The sequence below is a fragment of the Vibrio sp. HM8-C genome (assembly GCF_058630515.1).
Map to the genome: position 1 here is coordinate 1 of NZ_JBMMKS010000007.1, position 25026 is coordinate 25026.

Here is a 25026-nt window from a genome sequence, read left to right on the forward strand (position 1 = left end):
TGAAAAATCCCCGCTAGCTTGCGGGGATTTTTTTACCTATTTCATGCTGCGAATCATTACTTTGACATTATGTTTAAATGCATCAACGTAAGTATCTGCATCACCGCCATTTTCCGTCAACGCTTCAGGGTATAGCTCGCCACCATTTTTCGCCCCTGTTGCAGAAGCGATTTGCTCAACCAGACGTGGATCGGTCTGATTTTCAATAAAGTATGCATGAACGCCTTGATCTTTAATTTGTTGGATTAACTCAGCAACCTCTTTCGCACTTGCTTCAGATTCGGTAGAAATACCTTGAGGTGATAAGAATTCCACACCGTACTGAGCGCCAAAATAGCCAAAAGCATCATGGCTTGTCAGAACTTTTCTCTGTGACTTCTCAATACCACTAAACTCATCTTTAGCCCAAGCGTCGAGCTTATTTAACTGTTCAATATACGCATTACCTTGTTTTTTAAAGTACTCTGCGTCTTCAGGAGAAACTGCAACCAAAGCATTCATAACATTACGAGCGTAAATAGCGCCGTTTGCCGCACTATTCCAAGCATGTGGATCGGTAACTTCTTCACTATCTTCCTGCATAATACGGCTTGAAACCCCATCGGAAGCGACAATCACTTCGCCTTTATAACCGGACGCTGTAACCAATCGGTCCATCCATCCTTCAAGACCTAAACCGCTGGTAAAAACAACTTCAGCTTTATTAATTACCACACTTTCTTTTGGACTAGGTTGGAAAGTATGAGGGTCACCATCGGGTCCAACTAATGTTGTGACATTAACGTGATCCCCTCCCACCTGTTTAACGATGTCTGCTAATACGGAAAAACTTGCAACTGTATCAACTGTTTTCGCCATAACAGGCGCGCTGGTAGCAAACAAAATTGAATATCCAGCGATGTGCCAAATTTTCATAAAACTCCCTTAATATATGTTTAGTGTGAACACTGAATGCTCTTTACTTGAGAAAAAATACCTTTCTGGAATCCGAAAAATACAGAAACGATAAAAATAGATGTGGCGGTGAGAACAATGGCAGGACCCGCTGGTATAGATTGGTACCATGACCAAGTCAGTCCTATGACAGAACTGGCTAAACCAATGGATACAGCCAGACCCAACATTACCGTTAACTTGTTTGTCCAACAGCGAGCAGAAATTGCAGGTAACATCATCAGCCCGACAGTCATCAGAGTGCCCAATATCTGAAACCCAGCTACTAAATTTAGGACGACTAATCCCATAAACAGAGCGTGCATTAACGAAGGAAAACGCTTTGAGCTATACATAAAAAAAACAGCGTCAAATGACTCAAAGACAATGCCTCTGTATAACAATGCCAATACGAACACTGTAAAACTGCAGATAGCACCGATGAATATCAATGAATCTGAATCTACGGCAAGTAATGAACCAAACAGCAAATGCAGCAAATCAACACCGCTACTACCTAACGAAACTAAAGTGACACCGAGTGCGAGTGAACCTAAATACAGTCCTGCAAAGGTTGAATCTTCTGACAATCTTGTTCGCTTACTTATCCACGCCGATGACATTGCGATAAAGAGCCCAACAATAAATCCACCCAACCCCATCACAATCAACGACATTCCCGACAATAAATACCCTATAGCTACCCCAGGCAATACGGCATGAGATAGAGCATCCCCAATAAGGCTCATTCTGCGTAAAAGTAGAAACACACCTAACGGAGCAAGGCTTAATGAAAGTGCGATACAAGCTACGAGCGAGCGGCGCATAAAGCCAAACTCAGTAAAGGCATCAAATATATGCAACGTCACGATTTCTCTCTTCCTGTTTAGCTTGTAATAGATGTGCGTTGCCTCGGTACTCAAGCTCTCTACTTAACAGATCACTCGTCTTGCCCCATAACACCGACTCTTGGCCTAACAATAAAAGGGTTGGGAAGTACTGCCTGACGATATCCATATCATGTAGAACTGCAATGATGGTTTTTCCATCACGATTTAGCGCTACAATAAGCTCTAGCAAAACCCGTCTAGTATGTTCATCAATTCCTGTAAAAGGCTCATCCATCAGCATTACGGGTTCATCTTGTACCAGCATTCGAGCAAACAACATCCGTTGGAACTGACCACCTGAAAGCAATCCGATACTCGCTCGCATATAATCCGTTAGCCCCACTAACGCGAGCGCTTCAGAGATTCGTTTCCTATCATTGCAAGTTAGTGAGCGCATGACCCCTTTCCGAGGCCAGCATCCCATAGCTACAACTTCATATACGTTAATGGGATATTCACTATCCACTTCTGCACGCTGAGGTAATGAACACTGCTTGTGACAAGCGCCGGAGAGATAGACGAGCTCTCCAGATATTGGCGTTAACATGCCGCTGAGTGTTTTTAATAACGTTGATTTTCCTGCGCCATTTGCACCTTTAATTGCAGTCAGACTACCAGCTTCAAATCTTCCCGTTATAGGAGCTGTAACCGCTTGGTTCTTATATCCGACAACAAGATTATTGAGTTCAATCATGGCAATTGCACCGCCCAATAAATTGCACACCATAGAATGGCTAACAAACCCAATGTAAACCCGATACGCATCGCACCTGACATCAATAACAGATGGCTTAAAGAAAGAGAGTCTTTGGCTCTGACAGGAAATTTCATAGCAACTAGAACACAGCAACATCAAACAATGGAAATGTTATAACATAACATTTTGGTGATTAGAAACATTTTTTTACACTTAACATTGCGCAAAAAATGGTTATAGATAAGTTCTGGAGATCTTTGATGAATGGGAGATGGAATGTAAAAGAATCAAACAATGGCCAACAAGTGTGGCCACATAATCAAGTTATTTGAGTTGTTTTAATTAACTGTCTAATCGACACGCCATGATTCCGGAACGCTGATTTCAACTTTATCTAAAAGTGCCAATAACCGTCTGGGTACTAGCCCTCTTTGAACGTAATAGTTGATTTCAGTCGTTCCAGTTCTCCAATCCGGTAAACAATCGATAATCTTGTTTGGATGATGTTTCTCATAGCCCAGCGCAACAGACTCCGGCAATAGTCCTACCCCATGCCCATTAGCAATAGAATCAATCTGTAAGGCTAAGTTATCGCACTCTAGTCTGCTCTTCATAGGATCTAGATAATAGGTTTCGTTACCTGAATTTGAAATGGTGAGTCCACTTTTACGGGTAGAGCCAAAATCAATCCAAGGGTGCTCTATCAGATCTTCAGGATGTTTTATTGCATCGAAATTTTGTAGATAATCTGGCGACGCGTAAACCCCATAACGCCAATGACCTAAAGTTTGTTTTCGCCACTCTAGCTCTGGATACTCTCCTAACCAAATAACCAAATCCGGAGTCGATTCATTTGAAAGAAAGTCACTGTTTAGACGCACCTTTATTTTGGGGTTTTCGCTAAGAAAAATGTTCAAAATATTGCTCAACCAACCGCGCATAAAAGCCGGATGGCAAATAATGGTCAGTTCTCCAGATACTTTATTGTTGAGCCCTTGGATAGCATCGTAACTTTCATCAACAAGTTCCAACATCTGTTTGCTGTAACCAGCAAAAACCTGTCCAGCTTTCGTTAATGTTAGCCGATTCCCTTCTCTAACCGTTAAAGCTTGACCTATATCTGCTTCCAACTGAGCTAAACGCCTGCTCACTGTTGATTTGGGTTGATTAAGTGCTTTGGCCGCCGCCGTTAAACTTTTATGTTCTTGCAAGGCGTCAAACGCTCTTATTGACGTCAAATCATGCATTTATATACCTCACAAAAGTTCCATATTCGAGACAAAGCGTTCCACATATCTCTCTATCTTAAAAAACGCGAATATGAATAATTACCACCTACAAATGATAATTATTATCACAATAGAGGTAAACGATGTCTACACTAAAACGTCAGGCTATTTTTTTTAGTGGTACAGCCCTTCTCTGCGTTCCATTCGCTTACGCAGATACAGCTACACAAGTAAACGAAACTATGGTCGTTACAGCCGCTGGTTACGAACAAGTTCAAACCGATGCGCCAGCTAGCGTAACGCTCATCACTCAAGAACAGCTCTCATCAAAATATTATCGTGACGTAACTGACGCTTTAACGAGCGTACCAGGTGTCGTTGTTACAGGTGGTGGGGATAGCAAAGACATCAGCATTCGTGGTTTAGGTTCACAATACACCTTGATGTTAGTTGATGGACGCCGTTTATCTTCTCGTGAAACTCGTCCGAATAGTGATGGCCCGGGCATCGAAGCTGCGTGGCTGCCACCGTTGGAAGCGATAGAGCGCATCGAAATTATTCGAGGACCAATGTCAACGCTCTACGGCTCCGACGCTATGGGCGGCGTAATCAACATTATTACCAAAAAATCCAACTTTGAATGGACCGGTAATGTCCAGATCAGCACTGTACTCCAAGAAGATCGCAATTCTGGAGATGAACAAAACGCTAACTTCTTTGTTGCAGGACCTTTGACCGACTCACTCTCTTTACAAGTTTATGGTCAAAATGTTCAACGTGATGAAGACAATATTGAAAATGGCTACCAAAACAAAATCCTTCGCTCGATAGGCTCGAAGTTAATTTATCAACTTAGCGAACAACAAGAGCTCTCCTTCACTGTTGAAACGACAAAACAAGAACGTAGCGGAACGGAAGGCTTAACCGTTGCAGAAGGTGATGATGACGAATTGAATCAATACGACAGAACGTCATTCTCCGTCAGTCATTTAGGTCGCTGGAGCAACTTAGGTCAATCAGACAGTTATATTCAATACGAGCGTAATGACAACCGTACCCGTGAGATGTCGTTAGAAAACACTACTGCTAAATCGACATTAGTCATGCCTTTCGAAATCAATACGTTGAGTCTTGGTGTTCAAGGTGAATATTCAAAACTGAATGATGAAACAAGCAACACAGGTGGCTCTATTACCGAGTTAAGTAATAGTCAGGGGGCAATATTCATTGAAGATGAGTGGCGAGCTTTAGATAGTTTTAGTATTACAGCCGGCGGCCGACTTGATGTGAATGAAAATTATGGTTCTCACTTCAGTCCGCGTTTGTACGGAGTATGGAGTATGACGCCACAATGGACGTTAAAAGGCGGTGTGTCTACTGGCTTTAAAGCTCCTTTACTGCGTCAGACAAGTGATGATTGGGTACAAATAAGCCGAAGTGGCAACTTATATGGTAACTCTGAGCTGCGTCCTGAAACCATGGTTAGCCAAGAGCTTAACCTAATATATAACGCAGATTTTGGCCTCCAAGCCTCTCTTGGTCTTTTCAACAATGATTTTAAAGATAAGATCACTAGCATCGAATGTTCGGCATCTGTATGTACTGGAGATAACAGCGTACAAGGTAATGCTCCTCGGCTCTATACCAACGTTGATGAAGCGGTAACTCGTGGCGTAGAAGCGTCAGTAGATACACCAATAGGTGAAAACTGGAAGTGGATGGCAAGCTATACGTACACTTTTTCAAAGCAGCTTACCGGTGATATGGAAGGTGAACCTCTCACTCAATTACCAAAACACTTGTTCTCAACTCAATTGGATTGGCAAACGACTAAGCTAATGAACACTTGGGCCAAAGTTACTTATCGTGGAAAGGAATCTGATCCTTCAAGTTTCAGAGATACAGACACAGCACCTTCATATACTTTTGTTGATGCGGGTGTGACCTACCAACTTACACAAAATGCAAGGTTGAAAGGTGCGATCTACAACTTGCTGGATGCTGATATCAGTTACGAAGAATATGGGTATGTTGAGGATGGGCGTCGCTATTGGCTTGGCCTAGATGTGAACTTCTAATTATCCCACTGATAAAAAAACGGAGACTTAAAGTCTCCGTTTTTATTTTTTCTATTGCTTATTTTTCTTCGAAACGAGCAGCAAGGGTAATGAAGTTATCAACCTGCTCTTTCATTTCACGGCTATGCTCACTCACCATATTCGTTGCTGCAACATTTTGCGTCGCGGCAGAAGCGATGGAGTGAATGTGGTGGTTAACCTCTTGAGTCAAACCACGCTGAGCATCCGCTGATTTCGCCATGTCACCGACTAAGGTTTGCATATCAGAAAGCATACGCTCTACTTCATAGAGTCGATTTCCCGTTTCTTCAGCAACTAACCCACACGCTTGTGTTTGTGTTTGGCTTTCTTGAATTTCCTGCTGCCACGATTCAATGGTTTCTAACATCGTCGACAGGCTGCTCTGGATCTGGTGGGTCGCGTTTTGTGTTCTGCCCGATAGTGCGCGAACTTCGTCAGCAACAACAGAGAAACCTCGACCTTGCTCTCCCGCTCTCGCCGCTTCGATTGCAGCATTAAGTGCAAGCAAATTCGTTTGAGCTGCGATTCCGTCGATCTCTTCCATCAACTTACTCACAATATGGGCCTGCTCATTCAACTGATGAGTTGTACCTGTTGCCCGCTCAGCTTGTTCAGCTAGCGCCACGAGATCACTGTGCGTTTGTTGAATGGTTTGCTTCGTTTTCAAACATTGATTCTGTGCTTGATCGAGTAAAGCATACGCTTCATTAGTACTGCTAGACACGGCATCCGCTGCGGATTCCACTGAATCCGTTGCTTTCATAACGCTCTGAATATCAATATTTTGTTGTTCTAACGCCTGATTAACTTCAACACATGTTTGATTCAATTGCTCAGAGGTTTCGTAAAGCGGTTTAGCAGAATCAACCATTCGACCTAAAACAGTACGGATACGTGCCGAGTACATGCGTAGGTGATAATCCGCATAGGAGAACTCACTATTACCGGAATAGATGAGGCGGCTAATACTGTCGTATTTGTTTTTAAGTCGGTTGATCTGACGAGGTGTTTCAATCAACTCGTTTCTAAAAAACAAACCAAGCGCTGCAACGGGCAGTAAGCCTGAAATTAGCTGAACCGCGCTAGTCGCAGAAGCAAGATAAGCTAATGAAGGCGCAGACAACGAACCCGCTAAGATTGCGTAACGAACTGAAGATGGCAGTTTGATAGATAAACTTTTTCCACCTCTCTCAGCTTTACACAACGCCTGATATGCTTTGCTCGCCGTTTCAACACGTTCACGCTTGGGTTGTACTCGTACTGACTGATATCCCGCCAATTTACCATTTTCATAGATAGGCGTTACGTAAGCATCAACCCAGTAATGACCATTAGTTTTAGTACGGTTTTTAACGATTCCGCGCCAAGGATGTCCTTTCTTAAGGTGACTCCACATATCTGCAAAAGCCGCTTTAGGCATGTCAGGGTGGCGAACAATATTATGGTTCTGCCCTAATAACTCACTTTCTGCAACCCCTGCAATTCGACAGAAGGTTTCATTACAGTAAGTAATTACGCCCTTTAGATCTGTGGTAGAAACTAGCTGATCTGTCTTTCCGACTGGAACCTCCAGATCTGAGGCAACTTGATGAACTGACATACTTCTCGATTTCTTATAAGTAATAATTTGTGCAAAAATTTACACAAACGTTACCAATGTTTCAAAATTATTATCGTATTTTATTCTATAACTGAGATAGCTATCAATTTCCGCTGAAACACTGCGGATATTAGATAAAAATCCCAGCGGGAGCTGGGATTTTTTAGAGATGCAAAGCGATTTATTCGATGAATAATTGAGCAGTTAATTATTTGAAACGATGAATAATAATTCAACTCTACGGTTACATGCTCGACCTTCTGTGGTGCGATTGGTACATGCCGGAATGTACTCTCCATAACCGCGTGTGTAGATCGCTTCTTTTGATACTCTATTTTTAATCAGTGTTGTCTTCACCATATCTGCGCGCTTCACTGACAGTGAATCATTAAACATTGGTTGGCCGATGTTGTCTGTGTGACCATCAATCACTACATCGATACCATGTTGTTGTGAGAGGAAATCACTCATCATTGACAACCAGTGGTATGACTCTTGAGATACTTTTGAAGAACCCGTTTCGAATTGAACAGAGTCTTTTAAACGAACCATTACATGGTTGCCTGGCAACACTTCGTAATCTACACCGTTGTGTAACAAGAATTGTTGTAATGCTTCATAGCTACTGGTACGAACCTGACCCAATGGGCCGCGCACACCGGAAGTGGCATTACGAGATGGAGTAACCCAATCAGGATTTCGAACATCTGTTTCGCCTTTCGGTGCAGCATCTAATAAGTTGTTGCTGAACATGCGGTCAGTCTGCAATGAACCACAACCTGCTAATATCAGCATCAGAGGGAAAACCAAAAATTTCATCGAATACATCACCCTTCAATCTAACTACATACATTTATCGGCACCATTTATAAAACTTTATAGAAATTTGATAACAAATTGTTTATCCGTGGTTTGCGTCACATCGTTAAGCCGTTAGAATCTAACTCAGTGTTTTTTAAAGGCGACTCTCATATGAAAAAATTGCTCGCAGGCTTTATAAGTCTGTTTACATTGGTATTTCTTGTTGCTGGTTGCAGCGACAATTCAACGCCAGTTGAAGGTGAACAATATCAGCTATTGCCAGCGAATCTTTCCACTTATCGCTTAGCACCTGTCACAGAGGTCTTTTCACTTACTTGTGGTCATTGCCGCAAAATGGAAAGCATCATTCCTGAGCTTGAAAATCTAACCAATGAGCATTTTGGTAAGCTGCACGTAACGTTTAACGAAGGCGCTAAAATCGGTGCCATGATTTACTACACAGCGGTAATGCAACTGGATGGAATTCCCGATGTAGCAATGATGGAAGAGCTATTTGCGGCCGTTCAAATGGCGGAAGGTGCTACTCTAACTGAGCGTCAAGCTGCGATTGAAAAAGCATTTACAGACAGAAATTTAGCGACTCCTTATCATTTGACCCAAGATCAGCAAAAGCAGGTTCTTGGTATGATTCAAATCGCAGACAAAGCTTCTCATGATGGCGAAATTAATGCGGTTCCAACCTTTATCGTAAAAGGTAAATACCAAGTTATCACCAGCGGTCACAAAGACGTTGAAGGCATTGCTAAAACCATCAGCTACTTATTAACTCAACCATAAGAAACATAACCATGTATAAAATCGTTTTTCCTATTGTCATTTTTGTACTTGCGGCTTTTTTTGTGTACCGCACTTGGACAAACCATAAAGCCGGTGAAGAACAACTTGCTGCAGGTCAGGCATTCCTAACTGAGAACGGTTCCAAACCAGATGTTCATACTACTGAAAGTGGCTTGCAATACTTAGTACTTGCTGAAGGTACTGGCACTGTTCATCCAAAAGCGAACAGCAAAGTTACTGTACATTACGAAGGCAAACTGCTGGATGGTACTGTTTTCGACAGTTCTTACCAACGCAATGAGCCAATTACTTTCGGTTTGAATCAAGTGATCAAAGGTTGGCAAGAAGGTGTTCAGCTAATGGTTGAAGGGCAAAAAATGCGCCTTTTCATTCCAGCAAATCTTGGTTATGGCAAAAGCGGCACAGGCCCAATCCCACCGTCAGCCACACTGATTTTTGACGTTGAGTTAATTGCCATTAACTAATCACACTCTATGAAGACGTCCGGTTGTCACACTCCATTCGTCACATTAGATAGAGATAAAAAAGAGTCGCTTCTAGATTTAGATAGCGGCTCTTTTTCTTTTGAATAATGCAATACTAGCTAGGCTTTAAATGGGAAAAACTGCAAACCTTGCTCAGTGACCATAATGCAATCCATACCACCAGCATGCGCTGCTTGTTTACCCAGTTCAGTGTCTTCAAATACAACACATTCAGTAGGCTCAAGCCCCATCAATTCACATGCAGTGAGAAACGTTTGAGGATGTGGCTTGTGATTTTCAACGTCTGTCGCGGTTACTAAGGCATCTAGCTTATCCAACATATTCACACGCGTTAGTAGTTTAATAGCGCTTACACGCTGACTGCCTGTACCGACCGCCAGCTTTTTCTTACCGATGTTAGCTTCTAACAATTCCGCAGTATCTGTAATCAGCTCACCACTTTCATCGTTTTGACTAAAAACACGCATTTTGTAATCCGAAACTTCTTTAGGATCGAGCTCAATACCGTATGCTTTGCTAACCTCAACAGCGATCTTAATACTCGGCATTCCGCCCATGCTTTGTAGCCATTTACCATCAAATGGGAAGCCAAATTTCTCAGCTGTCACACGCCAAGCATCAACATGGGCAGGCATCGTATCGATAAGTGTGCCATCCATATCAAAAATCAAACCCTTGTACTTTTCAACATCAATAGTCATCCGACCAAAGCTCCTGTCATAAAACTTTAATAATTGTAATGCATATATTAGCCGACACTAACTTATAGGGGTCAGTTCGCCCCTGCACTCACGACGATAATAACAAAAATATTTATAACCATTTATACGCAAGGTAAGCATATGAATATTAAACAAAAACTGTATTCATTAGGTGTTATTGCTGTCTTGGGCATCATTACCCTTTTGGTAAGTTCTAACTATTTTTCTAGTACCACTAGAGAATTAACTCACGCCATCACTTTAGTCGACAAGCTAGAAATTCGATTACTTAACTTACGCCGCAACGAAAAAGACTTTTTGCTACGTAGTAGCACAAGTTACCTTGATACCTTTAAAAAGAACAGTGAACTATTCCTGACACTGGAATCTGAGCTATCTCCTATTCTCTCTTCGAATAAGCTCGGCTCCTCAGCCGATCTGCGTAATGATCTGCTTTCTTATAAAAAAGGTTTCGAAGATCTGGTCTCAGCTTATGTTCAGTTGGGGCTAGATAAAGAGTCTGGTCTTTTCAAAAACTATTATTCACTTTTCAATAAAGCCTTCAACAGTGCCGACAAAGAGGGACAGCTTGAACTGACTCACTTTGATAAAAACGTGCTCGCAGGTGCAATCATGCCAGAAGGTGAAATAGCATCAATGTCCGAGTTGATTGCCGCTGCAAAAGCGGTCACTCAACAAGAGCAAATAATCGGGCTCAAATACAATGAAGGCTTGCTGGGAAATACCCGTAACCTTTCGCACAATGTTGAAGAACAATTTAAAACTTTTTCTGAAACACTGACAAAAGCAGTTGAAAATCGTCGGGCTGAAATCGACATGATTGAAAACGGCATCACTGTGTTTGTGATTATCGTCATTGTGGCGCTTATTTTCCAAATCAGCCGCACTATCAACGTTCGCGTAAACCGCATGTTGACTGTGATTCACAATATCTCAGATACCAACAACATTGGCTTACGCTCAGATATTACTGGTAAAGATGAACTCGCTTCTGTTAGCCACTACTTCAATAGACTGTTAGATAAGTTTGAGTCGTTGATTTCAGGTTCTCAGGAAAAATCAAACCGACTATCAGCAAGTACAGCGGCAATGCACAATGAACTTGAAGATGTGTTGCGCCACTTCAACGCTCAAGCAGAACATACATCAATGATGGCGACTTCTGTTCAGGAGATGGTATCAGCCATCAGTGAAATATCTGAGAGCACCAGTGTCGCGGTAGAAGGTGTACAACAAGCTTCTCACAATGCTGAAAACGGGCGTCAGGTTGTAGAATCTACAGTGAACAACATTGAACAGCTTTCTAAAACCTTAGATTCAAGCCAGAACTCCATTGCTTCCCTGAACAATCACGTTGAGAAAATCGGTGGTACGGTAAACATTATTCAAGGTATCGCAGAACAGACCAACCTACTCGCCTTAAACGCAGCTATCGAAGCAGCACGTGCAGGTGAACAAGGTCGTGGCTTTGCTGTGGTTGCCGATGAAGTTCGCTCACTGGCAACAAGAACGCATCAATCAACAGAAGAGATAACTAAGGTTGTTGCCGCTATTCAATCTCAGATGAGCCAAGTGGTGAAAGATATTGAACAATGCAACGTTCAAAGCCAAGAGACGCTTATTGATTCACGCCAATTGGATGAGAGCCTAAGCCTTATTCTGTCTGACATGAGCAACATTCAGGCGAACTCAGAGCGTATTGCTTCTGCAATTGAAGAACAAGGCATTGTAATGAACCAAGTCAGTGAATCGATTACAGAACTGAACTCGATTTCTGAAGACAATATGCGCTCCGCTCAACAAGTGATGTCTGAAGTTGATATGGTGTCTCAGCAAGCGAAAGAGATGGACAACGCGGTTTCGGAATTTACAACGAAACGATAAGTGTGTTTTAAGCGTTTATAGTAACGATTAACGAACATCCTAAGAACTAACAAAGCCCAGCTATTGCTGGGCTTTTGTTGTAACTAGACTATCCAAACACCGAATTCTATTCGATAGATGCCAGCATCAACTTAGGTGTTTTCCAAGCATAAACAAATTCTGGAACTTCACTGCCACAAGGCGCTTTCCATAATTGTTCAACCTGATGCTCGCCACCGATATGGTCGTAAAAATCGATTGCTTGTCGATTTTGTTGCAAGACTTCTAGGTATACCCCATTGTCTGGGAAGTAATGATCAATCCACTCGGCCATTTCACGGATCAGCATTTTACCTAATCCGCGACCACGATATTCAGGGTCAATGTGCAGCGACTCGATGATACTGCCACGTTCAAAATCGTGATTACCAAACGCACAGATGAAACCCAACAACTTGCCATTTTCTTCCAGCAATAAGATATGTTGATTGAAAGGTGGGTTGGTAAGGCGTGTTTGCCAAATCACAAGCCTATCCGGTAACGCGTCGTTATCGAGATAATCTTGTTGAAGTAAACCTTGGTAATGCGTTTTCCAACTGCGTACATGAAGAGCTGCGATTGCTTCAAAATCGCTATATTCCGCTATTCTAATTTCCATTTAATAGTCCTTATAACTTCCTGTAAGGATTTCTAGTACGCATTCATACTATTCAATTAGGATGGAAAAGCAAAACATCCTAGTCACAATTTTGCTAAAGATATTTGACTTACAGTTGTTCGCTGATAATCTAGCGCACAACTGTAAGCCCAAAGGACTTTATCATGACAACTAAGCCGCCACTTATATGGCTAAATGTCGTTATTTTTTCACTCAGTTTTATTTTAGCAGCGGTGGTTACACCGTTTTATGGTTGGCATTTTGGCTTTGGTGCTGAGCACTGGGTTTGGCTGATCGTATGTTTCTCATTCTGTAACTTGTCGATCACTATGGGCTATCACCGTCTGTGGTCTCATAAGACATTTGAAGCACACTGGCTCGTGCGTTTACTATGCGCTCTGGGCGGTGCTTTTGCGTTGCAAAATAGTGCTCTGCACTGGTCTTCGGATCACCGCGTTCACCACAAGTTTGTCGACCAGAATGACAAAGACCCTTACTCAGCTAAAAAAGGTTTCTGGTACTCACACATCGGTTGGATGCTTCGTCATTACAATCAAGCGATTTACCACGACTACAGTAACTGCCGAGATTTGCAAAAAGATGCGATTGTAATGTGGCAACATCGCTACTATGTGCAACTCGCTTTAATTATGAATCTTGGAGTACCGCTTCTTCTGGGCATTATCTACGACGATATCTTCGGTATGTTATTAATGATTGGCGCGGTGCGTTTGGTTTTAAACCATCACACAACATTCTTCATTAACTCGTTGGCACATATCTGGGGTTCACAACCCTACACCAACAAGAACACTGCACGTGACAATGGGCTGTTAGCGTTCTTCACTTTTGGTGAGGGCTACCACAACTACCACCACATCTTTGAAAACGACTACCGTAACGGTATTTATTGGTGGCAGTACGACCCAACAAAATGGCTTATCAAAGCTTGTTCTTGGATTGGTCTGACGAAGAAACTGCGTAAAGCTCCGTCACTTAAAATAGAGAAAGCTCGCGCACAAATGGCGCTAGTATATGTGCAAGACCGTATCTTATCGTTGCCAAACCATGTGGTATTGATGAACAACTTCCAGCAGGAATTTGATGCATTCATCAGTGAGCTGCATAACTACTACGACATTAAGAAACAGCTTCTCGAAAGTAAGAAGAATCTGGCGATTAAGAAGTACGAACGCTCATTGCTCAAGATTCGATATGATCAAGTTAAGCTCGATTTCCAAGAAAAAAGAAACCGTTGGGACAGAATTGTCTCACAATACGCTTAAATCCCTTCTCTTTTAAAAAAGTGGCGCATTAGCGCCACTTTTCTTTTTCTCTCTTCTATTATTAGAAAATCTTGTTCGAACAATAATATTAACTAATGAGTCAATTGCTTAATATTATTCGGAGATATTAATTATCAGAAGCACAATACCCTACAAATGATAGTTGTATTTTTATTGCTTTAGATCATGCAAAGTGCAAGTTGAACTCGTGCTACAGAGAAGTTTCCAGTAAATTCCCGTAACACTTTGCAACATATGTATTTATCTTTACTCGCATCACTCTCATAGATTGGAGACTACTATGCTTGAACTTCTCATCGGGTTAGTTGTTACGATTGCTGTTGGATACCTAATCGTAAAAGGCTACAAAGCAGCTGGCGTGCTACTCACTGGCGGTCTTGTGCTACTAATACTAACCGGTATTATCGGTCATACCGTTTTACCTAAAAGCGTTGCTTCTACAGGCAACATGTTCACTGATTCTTTGGAATACGTGAAATACATGCTGCAAAACCGAGGCGGCGGCTTAGGTATGCAAATCATGCTTTTGTGTGGTTTTGCGTCTTATATGACTCACATCGGTGCGAACAACGTTGTGGTGAAACAGTTTTCTAAACCACTCTCTTTCATTAAATCACCATACATTCTGCTTGTTTCTGCTTATATCGTTGCATGTTTGATGTCTCTAGCCGTTAGCTCTGCAACTGGCTTAGGCGTTCTATTAATGGCAACGCTATTCCCAATGATGACAGCTATGGGTATTTCTCGCCCAGCGGCGGCAGCTGTGTGTGCCTCTCCTGCGGCTATCATCTTATCGCCAACGTCTGGCGACGTGGTTATCGCGGCTGAAAAATCAGGTTTGAGCTTAGATGTTTTCGCTGTTCAAACGGTTCTTCCAGTCTCTATCTGTGCAATCATCGTGATGGCGATTACCGCATACTTCTGGAACATGTACCTTGATAAGAAAGACAACACTCCAATGGAACGTGTTGATGTGTCTGAAATTGAAGTTAACGCTCCAGCTTACTACTCAATTCTGCCTTTCCTTCCAATCATTGGTGTATTCCTGTTCAACGGTAAGACTATTGAAGGCTTATCTCTAGATATCTATACCATCGTTGTGGCTTCTATCTTTGTAGGTGCTCTGGTTCATTACGTTTCTCGTAAGTTTAACGGTAAAGAAGCACTAGAAGACCTCGAAGTGTGTTATGACGGTATGGCTGAAGCTTTTAAAGGCGTGGTAATGCTATTAGTCGCTGCAGGCGTATTTGCTCAAGGTCTGATGTCGATCGGTGCGATTGATAACCTACTTCACCTAGCAGAAACAGCAGGTGCAGGTGGCGTTGCTCTAATGCTTATCCTAACCATCCTGACCGTTGCTGCTGCAATCGCAACAGGCTCTGGTAACGCACCGTTCTACGCATTCGTAGAGTTAGCACCTTCATTGGCGGCAAAACTGGGTCTTAACCCTGCGTTCTTGATCATCCCAATGCTACAAGCATCAAACCTTGGTCGTACTATTTCTCCGGTTTCAGGGGTAATTGTTGCTACGTCTGGTATGGCGCATCTAAGCCCATTTGAAGTGGTTAAACGTACATTCTTACCAGTAATGACAGGCTTAATCACCGTAATCATCGGCACTACTATTCTTGTTCCTATGATGGCTTAACACTGTTTCAGCAAGTTTGCTATTTGGGCAAGTTCGTTATTTTAATAAAGTAAAACAAAGGTCAGCAATTGCTGGCCTTTTTGTTTTTTCTGCTCGCTTCTCTTTTTTACTCTTTCCTAGTAGCCAATACCCCATTCATTTGACTTGAATCAACGGAGTGTTCGTACACTACTTTGGAGGTAGCGACTATTTCTTATACCTACGGATAATGTGGTTATAATTTTAGTAGCTAATGTTATGCAAGGTTGGCGTATGAAAACTTCGTCTCCAAAAATATCCGAAAGCCGCCGCCGGTTCCTAAGAGATGCTTCTAGAACTGCCATTGGTGTGGGAGCTGCAGCGTCACTTCTTGGTTTACAGTCTCTGCAAAGCCAAGCGAGAGAAACCTCTGGCGTACCTATTCGTCCCCCAGGCGCTTTACCCGGCAACGACTTTGAGAAAGCATGTGTCCGTTGCGGCTTGTGTGTGCAAGCTTGTCCGTACGATACATTGAAACTTGCATCGCTGCTCTCCCCTGTTGCTGCGGGCACACCTTATTTCACCGCCAGACAAATACCTTGTGAGATGTGTGAAGACATACCTTGCGTAAAAGCATGCCCAAGCGGCGCGTTAGATCCAGCATTAACCGACATCGATGACGCTAGAATGGGTACCGCTGTACTAATCGACCAAAAGAATTGCCTGAATTTTCAGGGCTTACGTTGTGATGTCTGCTATCGGATCTGCCCTGCTATCGACAAAGCCATCACCCTTGAAACCATACGTAATGAAAGAACCGGTTTTCACGCTAAATTCATTCCTACCGTTCACGCTGATTACTGCACGGGTTGCGGTAAATGTGAAGAAGCGTGCGTGTTAGATGCAGCAGCAATAAAAGTGGTTCCGACTGAACTGGCACAAGGTCAGCTAGGTAAACATTACCGCTTAGGATGGGAAGAGCATTCTCAAGTGCGTATCGATACCGAAGAGCACGGTGGCGTTCCACTTAAACCATTTAACGGCAACCAGCTTTAGGAGGTGGATGATGGCTAAGCATTTGGCTAAAGACGCCGGTAAAGCGGCAATACAAAACTTAGGTTGGTGGAAAGCACATCGCTTCCTAATCCTCAGAAGACTTTCTCAGCTCACGATTATTGCGCTATTTATGGCAGGCCCAACGTGGGGGGTTTTTAAAGGAAATCTTTCTTCTAGTACTCTGTTTGATGTCATTCCGTTTACCGATCCACTCTTGCTACTACAGACTATAGCCGCAGGGCATTTACCCGAATTTACGGCGATTTTAGGAGCACTCATCGTAGTAGCGGTTTACGCGATTGTTGCACCTCGAGCTTTCTGTGCATGGGTTTGTCCTTTGAATATGGTGACAGATTTAGCCGCATGGCTGCGCAGGAAACTGAATGTTAAAGCAAGTTACGCTTGGCCGAAAAGCATGCGTTATTGGCTGATCCCTGTGCTACTTATTGGTAGCGCGATTTCTGGTAGCGCTCTATGGGTGTGGATTGATCCTGTTTCAGCACTACACCGTGGACTGGTATTCGGCATGGGTGCGGGTTGGGTTCTGATCGTACTCGTGTTCTTACTGGACTTGTTATTGGTCGAACACGGTTGGTGTGGTCATTTGTGCCCATTGGGAGCGACTTACGGCATTATCGGCAAACAGAGCATTATGCGTGTTACGGCCACAGACCGAAACTCCTGCACCAAATGCATGGACTGCTTTAACGTCTGCCCTGAACCGCAAGTACTGAGAGAGCCTTTAAAAGATGGAGACACTCGCATCATGGCACAAGACTGCATCAGTTGTGGTCGCTGTATCGACGTCTGTTCAGAAAAGGTCTTCGAGTTTAAAACTCGCTATACCAAACAGTAGTAGCGGCGACAGTACTTGATGTTGTTAAACAATCACTGCCGTATACGTCGGTAGCGTAATGCGAGCAATAAATAGTGAAATGCGAACAATAAAAAAGAGGCTTAATGGCCTCTTTTTTATATCTGCTCGTTTTAATCTGCACTCTGTATTTTATATGCGATGCTTATCTAAGTTCACCGTAGCGCTCTAGATAAAGCACAGTCGCAGCGGTACGAGAAGGAACACGCAGTTTCTTCAGCAAGCTCTTCATATGCACTTTCACGGTCGCCTCAGAAATAAACAAATGATCGGCAATTTGTTTGTTGCGATACCCCTTTGCCACTTCACCAAGTATCTGCGATTCACGTTCAGTCAACGCATCGAACACATCAGAGTGTTGTTCACGTTCACGAAGATATTTAGCCACCACGCTGCTGTATGCCTTCTCACCTAAAGAGGCCTGCTTTAGAAGCTCAATCAGTTCATCTGGCTCAGTATCTTTTAACAAGTAACCATCCGCCCCAGCTTTCACTAACGCTTCAATGTCAGCTGCGCTATCTGAAACCGTCAAAATTACGATAGTTGAACTGCATCCATCGGTGCGAAGCGCTTGAAGCGTATCCAAACCCGACATGCCCTTCATATTCAAATCGAGCAGAATTAAATCCGGCTCATCTTCATGGGCTAGTGCCACAGCTTCAGTGCCGTTACTCGCTTCAGCAATGACATCAAATTCATCTTCTAGGCTCAGTAACTGATTAATGCCTCTACGCATTAGCGGGTGGTCATCCACCAACATTACTCTAATCTTCGTCAACGTTAATGTCCTTAGACTGTTTAAATTTCAAAGTTATTCTGCAACCAGAATTCAGAGAAGAGTTCACTGCCAATTCTCCGTGTAAGCGAGCTGCTCGCTCTTGCATAATGCTTAAACCATAGTGGTTGAGTTTTGCATCGTGTTCTTCAAAACCCACACCGTTATCTTCTACAACGACAATGACATCGCCATCGACTTCATTACATTCAACAATAATTTTCGTCGCATCGGCATGCTTAATGGCATTGATAACCGCCTCTCGAATCAACTGCATGAGGTGCACCTGTTGATGTGCGTCCAAATCCAATGATGAGAGATTATTGGTCAGTTCAATCGAAGCACTGGTATGTTCTTTTAGCTGATTAATCATCTCAATTAAGGCGCGTCCGAAATTACCCTCTTTGATAGTTAATCGGAACGTAGTCAGTAACTCTCTTAATTGAGTGTAGGCACCCGATAATCCATCATCGATATCTTTAATAATATCTGCCGTTTTTTCGCTTTGTGGTGTCTGCTCAAGCTTAGTCATTACTCGTTTAAGCAGCGATACCTGAATCTTTAGGTAAGAAAGTGACTGAGCTAGTGAATCATGCAACTCTCGCGCAATCGTGGCTCGCTCTTCCATTAAAAGCAGTTGTTCAGCCTGCTTTTGCGCTTTATTAAAATACACGGCTCGCGACAGCATTTGCACAAAACTATCAATCAGTGCTTTGTCGGGACAGGGCAGTCCCGCTCGCCAGTACAATCTTCCAAGTGGTTGTCCATCAACCATCAGAGGCTGCTCATGGCAATCATTATTGCAATCGTTGTCGCAGTAACCCTCTGTTAAAACAATTCCTTTACCCGCTTCTTCATCTATTTCTAAGCGAACAGCGTCAATTCCTTCCACACTAACGATTTGTTTCAGTAACGCCTGAAAATTCTCTTGGCTGATACGAGAAGCAGTGAGCTGCTGAGACGACTCGTACAATACCTGTAATGATTGGTTAGCGTGTTGAAGCTTGTGGGTTTTCTCATTAACTGCATTTTCTAGACCGTGATACAGCTTGCCCAAATCATTAGCCATATCATTGAAAGTGCGAGTCAATATCGCCATTTCATTGCGACTAGTCACTTTCAGCTGCACATCAAAGGAGCGGTTTTGCACCTGTTCACTGGCAACCACCAAGTTACGTAGCGGGCCAACGACTTCTCTGCGGGTGTAAATGATGACGAATGCCGAGACCAGAAATACCCCACCGAGGCCTAATCCCCCAACCCAAGCAAGCTTGATTAACTTACCTTCTGAGAACTGTTGAAGTTTGTAAACAAACACATCAATTTGGCTTACAAAACCAGCAACAAGATCAAGATATTCAGCACGTTGGTCACTTTGCAGCAAATCTTTAAGCTGCTGCCAACGGATAATGATGTCGTTGTAATCTTTCTGAATGTCTGCAGGAACAGTCCAACTCTTTAAAGCCTGCATAGACGGCGAAAACAATGAATGTTCGAAACTCTCTATGTGACGAACATAGTCGATGGATGAACTCTGAATATCGTGCGCCAATCGGTAACTCTGCATACGCATTGAGCCAGACACGTTGACCGCTTCAGCATCGTTCAGGGACGAAGCTAACGTTATGATAGCAAAGCCAATTGTTGCGAAAGACAACATAACAATACAAAACATTGCTTTGGCAATGGTGCCAATCAGCGACCTTTCAACTCTCTTAACCAAACTTGTGTATTTCCTTCATTTTGACGTCTGTCGCCTTTTTGGATTTTTAGAACCACAGTCAAACACTAACAATATGTGATCACTCTCTCTGGAAATAATTGATCTAAAACAACGGATACCCCCAATTACCCCCTTATAGGTATTTAAGAAAATAGCCTGAAAACTACAATTTTCATATGGATAAGTGAAATTTGTAGCTTATTAACCCTGAGCTACACTTTATCTATCGCTTACAAATAATAAGGTGATTGTAGTGGTCGATTTAGCCAGACGTCGATTGTTCTCGCGTAAAACTGTTGAAGACACAGCAATAATAATGCCGTGGCTTAAATCAGCAGGCACTTTTACCGACGATTGCACACGTTGCGGCAAATGTGTTTCCGCATGCGAAACCAATGTCATCATCAATGGTGATGGAGGTTTTCCAACCGTCGATTTTGGCCGAGGCGAATGCACATTTTGCTATCAATGTGCCGATGTTTGCCCTGAACCTATCTTCCTTCCGCAGTCCAGTTCACCTTGGCAGATTAAAGCTGATATCAGACAAAATTGTTTGGCTTATCAGAATGTTGAATGTCGTAGCTGTGGTGAGACATGCGACACAATGGCGATTCAGTTTAAGTTGCAACTTAATAAAGTTGCACAACCAGTTATCAATATCGATGACTGCAGTGGTTGTGGCGCATGTGTTTCGGTGTGCCCAACAGCATCTATCCATGTGAGCAATACAATATAAGAATGAGAGTAATGTATGTCACTGAATGAAGTGCACATTTCAAGTTTGGTGGTTCATGTGCTTCCACAGCATGTTGAATCAATAACGGCTCAAATCGAAGAATTCGACAATGCAGAAGTCTTCGGTTCTAGCCCTGAAGGCAAAATTGTGGTTGTTCTCGAAACTGAGAATCAAGGTTTTATTACTGACACTATCGATGCCATCAACAATTTAACTAACGTGCTCAGCACTGTTTTGGTTTATCACCAAATCGAAACCGATTTAGAGCAGTTGGACGAAGACACTGGAATTCAACAATCCCAAACAGAGGATGAAGTATGAAAATGACAAGACGAGCGTTTGTGAAAGCAAACGCGGCAGCATCAGCTGCAGCTATCGCTGGTGTGACTTTACCAGCTTCTGCTGCAAATCTGATTGCTAGCACAGATCAAACCAAAATTACCTGGGACAAAGCGCCTTGTCGTTTCTGTGGTACTGGCTGCTCAGTTTTAGTGGGTACGCAGAATGGTCGTATCGTGGCTACACAGGGTGACCCTGAAGCTCCGGTAAACAAAGGCCTAAACTGCATCAAAGGCTACTTCCTTTCTAAAATCATGTACGGTAAAGACCGCCTGACTCAACCTCTTCTTCGTATGCGCAATGGCGAATACGCTAAAGACGGCGACTTCACTCCGGTATCTTGGGATCAAGCATTCGACATCATGGCGGAGAAGTGGAAAGCATCTCTTGCCAAGAAAGGCCCAACAAGCATCGGTATGTTTGGTTCTGGTCAATGGACTGTTATGGAAGGTTACGCAGCAGCAAAAATGATGAAAGCTGGCTTCCGTTCAAACAACATCGACCCGAACGCGCGTCACTGTATGGCGTCTGCCGTTGTGGGCTTCATGCGTGCATTTGGTATTGATGAACCAATGGGTTGTTATGACGACTTAGAGCATGCGGATGCGTTCGTTCTTTGGGGTTCGAACATGGCAGAAATGCACCCTATTCTATGGAGCCGTCTGACTGACCGTCGCTTGAGCCAACAACACGTTAAAGTAAACGTTCTCTCTACTTACTACCACCGTTCTTTTGAGCTGGCTGATCACGGATACATTTTCAAACCAAACACTGACCTAGCGATTGCCAACTTCATTGCTAACTACATCATTCAAAACGATGCAGTGAACTGGGACTTTGTTAACAAGCACACTAACTTCAAACAAGCAGTGACAGATATCGGCTACGGTCTACGTGACGATCACCCTCTACAGAAAAAAGCGAAGAACCCGAACGACGGTTCAATGAGCAGCATTTCGTTTGAAGAGTACAAGAAGTCCGTTGCACCATACACCGCTGCGAAAGCGGCTGAAATTTCAGGCGTGAGTGAAGAGAAACTGATTACGCTTGCGAAACAATACGCGGATCCTAACACCAAAGTGATGTCACTTTGGACTATGGGTATGAACCAACATACTCGTGGTGTGTGGATGAACAACCTTGTCTACAACATCCACCTATTGACCGGTAAAATTGCGACTCCGGGTAACAGCCCATTCTCGCTAACAGGTCAACCTTCAGCGTGTGGTACTGCACGTGAAGTAGGTACCTTTGCTCACCGTCTGCCAGCAGACATGGTGGTTGCAAACCCTAAACACCGTGAAATCGCAGAAAAAGTTTGGAAACTACCTGAAGGTACAATTCCGCCAAAACCTGGTTTCCACGCGGTTCTTCAAGACCGTATGTTGAATGACGGCGTACTGAACTGTTACTGGGTTCAATGTAATAACAACATGCAAGCGGGTCCAAACATCAACGGCGAACGTTTACCGGGTTACCGCAACCCAGAAAACTTCATCGTCGTTTCTGACCCATACCCAACAGTAACAGCGCAAGCGGCTGACCTGATTCTTCCAACCGCAATGTGGGTTGAAAAAGAAGGTGCTTACGGTAACGCGGAGCGTCGTACTCAAGCGTGGTATCAACAAGTAGGCACAGTGGGCGAAGCGAAGTCTGACTTATGGCAAGTTATGGAGTTCTCTAAACGCTTCACGATGGAAGAAGTGTGGCCAGAAGAACTGCTAGCCAAAATGCCTGAGTACCGTGGTAAAACTATGTTCGACGTACTGTTCAAAAACGGTCAAATCGACAAGTTCCCAGTCAGCGAAGCTCGTGAAATGAACGACGATGCCCACCACTTTGGCTTCTACGTACAAAAAGGTATTTTCGAAGAATACGCAACGTTTGGTCGCGGTCATGGCCACGACTTAGCGCCGTACGATATGTACCATCAAACTCGTGGTCTACGCTGGCCATTCGTTGACGGTAAAGAGACACAATGGCGTTACAAAGAAGGTTCAGATCCATATGCGAAGAAAGGCTCTGGCTGGGACTTCTACGGTAAACCAGACGGTAAAGCTTGGATTATCTCTGCACCATACGAAGCGCCACCAGAGGCACCAGATGCAGAACACGATTTATGGCTATGTACAGGCCGTGTTCTTGAGCACTGGCATACCGGTACTATGACTCGTCGTGTACCTGAACTTTACAAGTCTTTCCCTGATGCTGTGTGTTTCATGCATCACGAAGATGCTGTGGCTCGTGGCCTACGCCGTGGTGATGAAATCCTGATTTCTAACACACGTGGTGAAGTTCGTGCTCGTGTTGAGACTCGTGGTCGTAACAAGCCGCCAAAAGGCTTGGTATTCGTACCATTCTTTGATGCTCGCATTCTGATCAACAAGTTGATCCTAGATGCTACCGACCCACTTTCAAAACAAACGGACTTCAAGAAATGTCCAGTTAAAATCACGAAAGTGGCATAAGTATAAGATGAATGTAAAGGCTGCCCCATGTCATCCCTCGGGCAGCCTCATTAAAGAATTTAGCCATTAGGCGGAGAATGTAATATGAAAAAATTACTGGTTGCACTGTTATCGGTTGGTGCTGTTTTATCGGGACTCGTCTTTGCGCAAGCTGAGCTGGATCTTCCAGGCGGCACAGGTGGCTTGGAATCTCTACGCGGTTCTAGTCTTCTTGAAGAAACACGAAACGCTGATGAAATGAAGAAAATTCCTCGCGAACAATCTTTGGAAACGGATTATGTTTATCAGCCACCATTAATCCCACACTCAATTCGTAACTACGAAGTGACCAAAGATGCGAATAAGTGTTTGTCTTGCCACAGCTGGAAAAACGCCAAAGATATGGGCGCAACAAAAATTAGTGTAACGCACTTCCTAAACCGTGAAGACGCTGTACTTGCTGACGTGTCACCTCGTCGTTACTTCTGTTTGCAATGTCACGTACCTCAAGCGGACGCTCAACCTTTGGTTGAAAATGACTTTAAGCGTGTTGAATCACTTCGCTAAGCAAACCACACAATAAGAGGCGATTTATGAAACTACTTAAAGCGTTTTGGAGTAAGTTAACAAGGCCAAGCAAAGCTGCGGCTGGCGTTGTCTTATTCTTGGGTTTTTCTGGTGGCTTGCTATTTTGGGGCGCATTTAACACGGGTATGGAAATGACCAACACAGAAGAGTTCTGTTCTGGTTGTCACGCTCCTATCGTTGCGGAAATCCAAGAAACGGTTCACTACTCTAACCGTTCAGGCGTGCGTGCAATTTGTTCTGACTGTCACGTACCACACGAATGGACGGATAAAATCGTTCGTAAAGTTCAGGCATCCAAAGAGCTGTTTGCGCATTACGTAACGAAAACTATCGATACTCCAGAGAAATTCAGAGAACGCCGCGCGCACTTAGCAGAGCGTGAATGGGCAAGGATGAAAAAGAACGACTCACTTGAATGTCGTAACTGTCACCAGTTTGAATTTATGGATTTCTCAGAGCAAAGTGAACGTAGTGTTCAACAACACTCTACTGCCCTAGCGTCTGGTGAAAAAACCTGTGTTGACTGCCACAAAGGTATCGCACATAACCTACCAGATATGCACGGCGTAGAAGGCTGGCAATAACAAGGAGCAGAGAAATGAGTACACTTGAATCCATTATCTGGCATGTCCTTGGTTACAGCGCAATGCCAGTCATTATCCTCGGTGGATTTGTTGGTGTTGCTGCCGTTTCCATTGGCATACTGTCACTGACCAAAGATAAAGAATCGTAAGCGTAAGTTATTGCTGACGATTGTTTACTTAACTTTACCCAAATCC

At 43.4% G+C, this 25026-nt stretch carries 24 protein-coding genes; 14 read left to right on the top strand and 10 right to left on the bottom strand.

What is annotated here, in order from left to right; all coding sequences use genetic code 11:
• Positions 1-36: 36 nt before the first annotated feature.
• From ACOSVQ_RS09735 to ACOSVQ_RS09750, 4 genes are all read right to left on the bottom strand, one after another.
• The gene (locus ACOSVQ_RS09735; protein ID WP_491982391.1) at positions 37-915 is read right to left on the bottom strand and encodes a metal ABC transporter solute-binding protein, Zn/Mn family; all 879 of its coding nucleotides are present in this window, start codon (positions 913-915) and stop codon (positions 37-39) included.
• Positions 916-935: 20 nt separating this feature from the next.
• Entirely contained in the window at positions 936-1802 is an 867-nt protein-coding gene (locus tag ACOSVQ_RS09740) for a metal ABC transporter permease (protein ID WP_491982392.1), read from the bottom strand.
• On the bottom strand, positions 1783-2517 hold the full coding sequence (locus ACOSVQ_RS09745) for a metal ABC transporter ATP-binding protein (RefSeq protein ID WP_491982393.1): 735 nt from the start codon (positions 2515-2517) through the stop codon (positions 1783-1785). Before ACOSVQ_RS09745 ends, ACOSVQ_RS09740 begins: the two co-directional genes overlap by 20 nt.
• Before the next feature lie 353 nt (positions 2518-2870).
• On the bottom strand, positions 2871-3767 hold the full coding sequence (locus tag ACOSVQ_RS09750; RefSeq protein ID WP_491982394.1) for a LysR family transcriptional regulator: 897 nt from the start codon (positions 3765-3767) through the stop codon (positions 2871-2873).
• A gap of 125 nt (positions 3768-3892) precedes the next feature.
• On the opposite strand from ACOSVQ_RS09750, the gene ACOSVQ_RS09755 reads away from it, so the two are divergent.
• Positions 3893-5827 (top strand): TonB-dependent receptor domain-containing protein, encoded by a 1935-nt coding sequence (locus tag ACOSVQ_RS09755; RefSeq protein WP_491982395.1) that lies wholly within the window; start codon positions 3893-3895, stop codon positions 5825-5827.
• A gap of 58 nt (positions 5828-5885) precedes the next feature.
• On the opposite strand, the gene ACOSVQ_RS09760 is transcribed toward ACOSVQ_RS09755, so the two are convergent.
• Together ACOSVQ_RS09760 and ACOSVQ_RS09765 are read right to left on the bottom strand one after the other, a co-directional pair.
• The gene (locus tag ACOSVQ_RS09760) at positions 5886-7448 is read right to left on the bottom strand and encodes a methyl-accepting chemotaxis protein (RefSeq protein ID WP_491982396.1); all 1563 of its coding nucleotides are present in this window, start codon (positions 7446-7448) and stop codon (positions 5886-5888) included.
• Between the two features lie 204 nt (positions 7449-7652).
• A complete protein-coding gene (locus ACOSVQ_RS09765) occupies positions 7653-8267 on the bottom strand; it encodes an OmpA family protein (protein ID WP_491982397.1) in 615 nt (204 codons plus the stop codon).
• Positions 8268-8420: 153 nt separating this feature from the next.
• On the opposite strand from ACOSVQ_RS09765, the gene ACOSVQ_RS09770 reads away from it, so the two are divergent.
• Complete coding sequence (locus ACOSVQ_RS09770; protein WP_491982398.1) at positions 8421-9047, top strand: thioredoxin domain-containing protein; 627 nt, start codon at positions 8421-8423, stop codon at positions 9045-9047.
• Between the two features lie 11 nt (positions 9048-9058).
• Positions 9059-9532: a BamJ family beta-barrel-assembly machinery protein gene (gene bamJ, locus ACOSVQ_RS09775; RefSeq protein ID WP_491982399.1), complete on the top strand. Its 474-nt coding sequence runs from the start codon at positions 9059-9061 to the stop codon at positions 9530-9532.
• A 119-nt stretch (positions 9533-9651) separates the two neighbouring features.
• Here the strand turns inward: bamJ and ACOSVQ_RS09780 are convergent, their stop codons facing one another.
• On the bottom strand, positions 9652-10254 hold the full coding sequence (locus tag ACOSVQ_RS09780) for a beta-phosphoglucomutase family hydrolase (RefSeq protein ID WP_491982400.1): 603 nt from the start codon (positions 10252-10254) through the stop codon (positions 9652-9654).
• Between the two features lie 141 nt (positions 10255-10395).
• Here ACOSVQ_RS09780 and ACOSVQ_RS09785 point away from each other — a divergent pair, with 141 nt between their 5' ends.
• Positions 10396-12159 carry a methyl-accepting chemotaxis protein gene (locus tag ACOSVQ_RS09785; RefSeq protein WP_491982401.1) on the top strand — a complete coding sequence of 588 codons (1764 nt, stop codon included), beginning with the start codon at positions 10396-10398 and terminating at the stop codon, positions 12157-12159.
• Positions 12160-12265: 106 nt separating this feature from the next.
• Here the strand turns inward: ACOSVQ_RS09785 and ACOSVQ_RS09790 are convergent, their stop codons facing one another.
• Positions 12266-12796, bottom strand: coding sequence for a GNAT family N-acetyltransferase (locus tag ACOSVQ_RS09790; protein ID WP_491982402.1), 531 nt, complete (start codon positions 12794-12796; stop codon positions 12266-12268).
• Positions 12797-12960: 164 nt separating this feature from the next.
• Here ACOSVQ_RS09790 and ACOSVQ_RS09795 point away from each other — a divergent pair, with 164 nt between their 5' ends.
• The 4 genes from ACOSVQ_RS09795 to napH all read left to right on the top strand — a co-directional run bounded on the left by ACOSVQ_RS09795 (position 12961) and on the right by napH (position 17621).
• On the top strand, positions 12961-14082 hold the full coding sequence (locus ACOSVQ_RS09795; protein ID WP_491982403.1) for an acyl-CoA desaturase: 1122 nt from the start codon (positions 12961-12963) through the stop codon (positions 14080-14082).
• A 301-nt stretch (positions 14083-14383) separates the two neighbouring features.
• Positions 14384-15751: an anaerobic C4-dicarboxylate transporter DcuC gene (gene dcuC / locus ACOSVQ_RS09800; RefSeq protein ID WP_491982404.1), complete on the top strand. Its 1368-nt coding sequence runs from the start codon at positions 14384-14386 to the stop codon at positions 15749-15751.
• A 252-nt stretch (positions 15752-16003) separates the two neighbouring features.
• Positions 16004-16765 (top strand): ferredoxin-type protein NapG, encoded by a 762-nt coding sequence (napG, locus tag ACOSVQ_RS09805; protein ID WP_491982405.1) that lies wholly within the window; start codon positions 16004-16006, stop codon positions 16763-16765.
• Positions 16766-16775: 10 nt separating this feature from the next.
• Entirely contained in the window at positions 16776-17621 is an 846-nt protein-coding gene (napH, locus tag ACOSVQ_RS09810; protein WP_491982406.1) for a quinol dehydrogenase ferredoxin subunit NapH, read from the top strand.
• A gap of 163 nt (positions 17622-17784) precedes the next feature.
• Here the strand turns inward: napH and ACOSVQ_RS09815 are convergent, their stop codons facing one another.
• Together ACOSVQ_RS09815 and narQ are read right to left on the bottom strand one after the other, a co-directional pair.
• Entirely contained in the window at positions 17785-18417 is a 633-nt protein-coding gene (locus ACOSVQ_RS09815) for a response regulator (protein WP_491982407.1), read from the bottom strand.
• Positions 18404-20137, bottom strand: coding sequence for a nitrate/nitrite two-component system sensor histidine kinase NarQ (narQ, locus tag ACOSVQ_RS09820; protein ID WP_491982408.1), 1734 nt, complete (start codon positions 20135-20137; stop codon positions 18404-18406). The genes ACOSVQ_RS09815 and narQ overlap by 14 nt, the downstream gene beginning before the upstream one ends.
• A 253-nt stretch (positions 20138-20390) precedes the next feature.
• Here narQ and napF point away from each other — a divergent pair, with 253 nt between their 5' ends.
• The 6 genes from napF (at position 20391) to ACOSVQ_RS09850 (ending at position 24980) form a co-directional block, all read left to right on the top strand.
• Complete coding sequence (gene napF, locus ACOSVQ_RS09825) at positions 20391-20873, top strand: ferredoxin-type protein NapF (protein WP_491982409.1); 483 nt, start codon at positions 20391-20393, stop codon at positions 20871-20873.
• Positions 20874-20888: 15 nt separating this feature from the next.
• Positions 20889-21194 carry a chaperone NapD gene (locus ACOSVQ_RS09830; protein WP_102942250.1) on the top strand — a complete coding sequence of 102 codons (306 nt, stop codon included), beginning with the start codon at positions 20889-20891 and terminating at the stop codon, positions 21192-21194.
• The gene (napA, locus tag ACOSVQ_RS09835) at positions 21191-23680 is read left to right on the top strand and encodes a periplasmic nitrate reductase subunit alpha (protein WP_491982410.1); all 2490 of its coding nucleotides are present in this window, start codon (positions 21191-21193) and stop codon (positions 23678-23680) included. The genes ACOSVQ_RS09830 and napA overlap by 4 nt, the downstream gene beginning before the upstream one ends.
• An 84-nt stretch (positions 23681-23764) precedes the next feature.
• Positions 23765-24226, top strand: coding sequence for a nitrate reductase cytochrome c-type subunit (locus ACOSVQ_RS09840; RefSeq protein WP_491982411.1), 462 nt, complete (start codon positions 23765-23767; stop codon positions 24224-24226).
• 26 nt (positions 24227-24252) lie between these two features.
• Positions 24253-24831 (top strand): NapC/NirT family cytochrome c, encoded by a 579-nt coding sequence (locus ACOSVQ_RS09845; protein ID WP_165314068.1) that lies wholly within the window; start codon positions 24253-24255, stop codon positions 24829-24831.
• 14 nt (positions 24832-24845) lie between these two features.
• Positions 24846-24980 (top strand): TIGR02808 family protein, encoded by a 135-nt coding sequence (locus tag ACOSVQ_RS09850; RefSeq protein ID WP_081878682.1) that lies wholly within the window; start codon positions 24846-24848, stop codon positions 24978-24980.
• Positions 24981-25026 lie beyond the last annotated feature (46 nt).